The sequence below is a fragment of the Microcystis sp. M53598_WE2 genome (genome assembly GCF_030067735.1).
GTDB classification, from domain to species: domain Bacteria; phylum Cyanobacteriota; class Cyanobacteriia; order Cyanobacteriales; family Microcystaceae; genus Microcystis; species Microcystis aeruginosa.
Genome location: NZ_JASJFE010000759.1, coordinates 1 through 3059, shown reverse-complemented (window position 1 = coordinate 3059; position 3059 = coordinate 1). Strand labels below are relative to the sequence as shown.

The window sequence follows — 3059 nt, the reverse complement described above, 5'->3', positions numbered from 1 at the left end:
TTGGGTGGAGAAATTCCGCAATTACGTCCCCCAGCATTTTCTGATCACCCACAATATACCACATTTAGCTATACCTATCATCCAGGGGGATCAGAAATTTCCGAAGCTGTTGCCCCTAATATTAGCACTCGTTTCTATGCCATCGAAGCAACTATTGATTTCTCCAAAGCTAAAGGGGACTTACAAGGTGTTCTGATGGCGCAGGGTGGATATTTTGGTGGACATAGTTTCTACATCTATCAGGGAAAACTATGTTATGTCTATAACTGGTTAGGACAACAACAGAGGATCACCTGTGATCTTCCTCGTCTTAGTAGCGAGGTGACACTCAAAGTTGAATTTGCCAAACCAAAGATAATCGCCCCTTCCGATGAAAAGTTGGGTAACAGCACAATAGATAAGATGAAACTGTATATTAATAACATCGAACAAAATGTCGATATTATAAGAACTTTATCAAATCATACTCCTAACTTCCTAACTCAATATAAACACGAGATTCCTTACGAGTTTCAAGGTGCGAAGCTGCAAAGAATTATCGTTACCATTACCAATGATATTATACTAAATCCCTTGAGTAAAGGCTAGTTATGAGGAGAGGCAAAAGGCAACCCCCCCGACGTCGGGGGGTTGATTCATAGTAGGGTTGATTCATGAATCAACCCTACCTTGATCCCCCCTTAATACTAGGGCGTTGACAATCCCCGCACTAAAGCGACGGGGATTCTTGGTTCAAAGAGATTACTTGCGTAAAATCGGTCAACTAGAAATGACGGGAAACGATTTTTTCGATGGTTGCTTGGGTATCCTGCAGCAGTTTCTCGCGACTATCGCTAGTATTAGTCAGACTAGGCACGAGATTACGAGCTTGTAAAGCCATGTGAAGCTGTAGTTGAGCTACATACTCGCGGATATCTTCACGGGTTTCCGATTGGTTAGGATGAAACATAGAGAAACTGGAAAGGTCTGTCTAGCTGATGGTGTCTTGTCGATAACTCCTATACAAGTTATCACGAGAGCTTAGGTTCCAGTCAAGGGTCGGCCGCAACTCTACACATTTCTCAACACAACTTATCTCTCTTTCATCAATCTAAGAGAGTTAAAAGGAGAAGAAAAGCCTGAAACCGATACAGAGACTATGGTTAAGCCTAGACCCGCCCAACGGTCAAATCTGTAGATAGGGGCTGCTGAAAAAGTTTTTCGTGGGGACAGGGTGGGGGTTGGGGGGGTTTTGCCTTTTGCCTGTTGCCTGTCTTCATAAGTAGCCTATGCTCAACGGATTTAGTATTACTTGTGCAACAATGGTAATTCACCTCAGACAGTGATGCAATTCAGACTTGAATTGGCCTCAGCGCCTCTCGAACCTAGGAAATTAATTTGGCACGACTACTTAATTTCTACGGGTTCTAAATTATCAGCAGGAGTAAAACCAAAGAGACGGGAATAGAAATAAAATTCTGCATCTAATGCTCGTTTTATCGATTCAGCTTGACGAAATCCATGTTGTTCTCCCGCAAAGGGAACGTAAGCGACGGGTAAACCTTTCGCTTTTAAAGCTTCTACCATCATTTCCGCTTGATTGGGTGGAACCACTCGGTCTTCTAAACCTTGGAAAAAGATCACTGGACAGGATAACTGAGCGGTAAAATGAATAGGCGATCGCTGATAGTAAATTTCCTTTTCTTCGGGATAACGTCCCACCAATTTATCTAAATATCTCGACTCGAATTTATGGGTATCGTTGGCTAAAACCTCTAAATCACTAACTCCGTAATAACTAGCTCCTGCTTTAAAAGTATCATGAAAAGTTAAGGCCGCTAAAGTTGTATAACCACCGGCGCTGCCTCCGGAAATTGCCAATCTTTCCCCATCGACTAATCCCTGATTAACCAAATATTTTGCCCCGTTGATGCAGTCTTCCACATCGACAATTCCCCAATTTCCCTGCAAACGCTGACGATATTGACGACCATAACCCGTACTACCGCCATAATTGACATCTAGATAGCCAAAGCCGCGACTGGTCCAGTATTGCACCCGCAGACTTAAACTAGAGGTCGCCGCAGCCGTCGGTCCACCGTGACTTTTGACTAAAAGGGGCGGTAATTCGCCATTGGGGGCGGTATAATCGGGGTTTTTGGGGGGATAATACCAAGCATAGGCCGTTAGTCCCTTACTGGTGGGAAAAGCGAGCATTTCCGGAATCGAGAAATAATCGCTAGAAATAGTTAAATTACTAGAAGATTTGAGAATTTCTCTAGTTCCTGTGGCTAAATCCATTGAGACAACCGCCGTTACTTCCCTGAAAGAACCGCCAATAAAAACTATTTTGTTATCGCTAACTTGTAGGGAAGAAATGTTAGTATCAGCAGTGATAATTTCTTGGAATTCTCGATTAACAGTATCGATACTTCCTAAATACCAACGACCATCTTTTGTATAGCTACAAATAATCTGGGATTTCCCAGCAAAGCCGTAGTTAGATAAACCAAAAACCCAATGAGGGTAGGCAAATTCAGCCTCGATCAGTTCGATAACTGGTTCGATTTGTTCATCGTGTTTAAAGCAATAAAAGTTCCAGAAATTATTGCGATCACTGGTAAAATATAACTGTTGATCGGCAGACCAGCGCGGTTCACACACCGACTCATTTTCACCACCAGCAATGACCCGAATATTACTCAAATAAAGATGATTAATATCGGCCACCCAGAGAAAAGAACTATCCCAAGGCATATTAGGATGATTCCAACTAATCCAAGCTAATCGAGAACCGTCGGCACTTAAGCGAGGAGAGGTATAAAAATCATCGCCTGATACTAAAGTTTCTATGTTTCCTGTATCCACATCGATGCTGACAATACTATTAACTGGTTCTCGATCTTTTTGGCTATGATCTTCACAAATACAGATTAAACGATTGCGAAATTCATCGAGAATTAAATCCGCATAACGACAGGAATTTTCTGGGGTCAGAGGTTGGGGTAAACTATCAGCAGTTTGACGATAAATTCTTTGGTCAGCAAAATTACAAAAATAGATAATTCCGGCAACAATTA

The 3059-nt window shown here is 42.2% G+C and carries 3 protein-coding genes; 1 reads left to right on the top strand and 2 read right to left on the bottom strand.

The annotated features are described in order from the left end of the window. On the top strand, nucleotides 1-588 hold a 588-nt coding region (locus PX636_RS15520), incomplete at its 5' end, for a hypothetical protein (RefSeq protein ID WP_353853485.1). A gap of 175 nt (nucleotides 589-763) precedes the next feature. Here PX636_RS15520 and PX636_RS15515 read toward each other — a convergent pair. Further along, entirely contained in the window at nucleotides 764-949 is a 186-nt protein-coding gene (locus tag PX636_RS15515) for a hypothetical protein (protein ID WP_002759041.1), read from the bottom strand. 437 nt (nucleotides 950-1386) lie between these two features. Then, nucleotides 1387-3059: S9 family peptidase (locus PX636_RS15510; protein ID WP_288117743.1), on the bottom strand; the 1673-nt coding region annotated here is incomplete at its 5' end.

Excerpts from the sequence above, each read along its gene's own strand:
- PX636_RS15515 (WP_002759041.1), bottom strand. The coding sequence starts at position 949 with ATGTTTCATCCTAACCAATCGGAAACCCGTGAAGATATCCGCGAGTAT.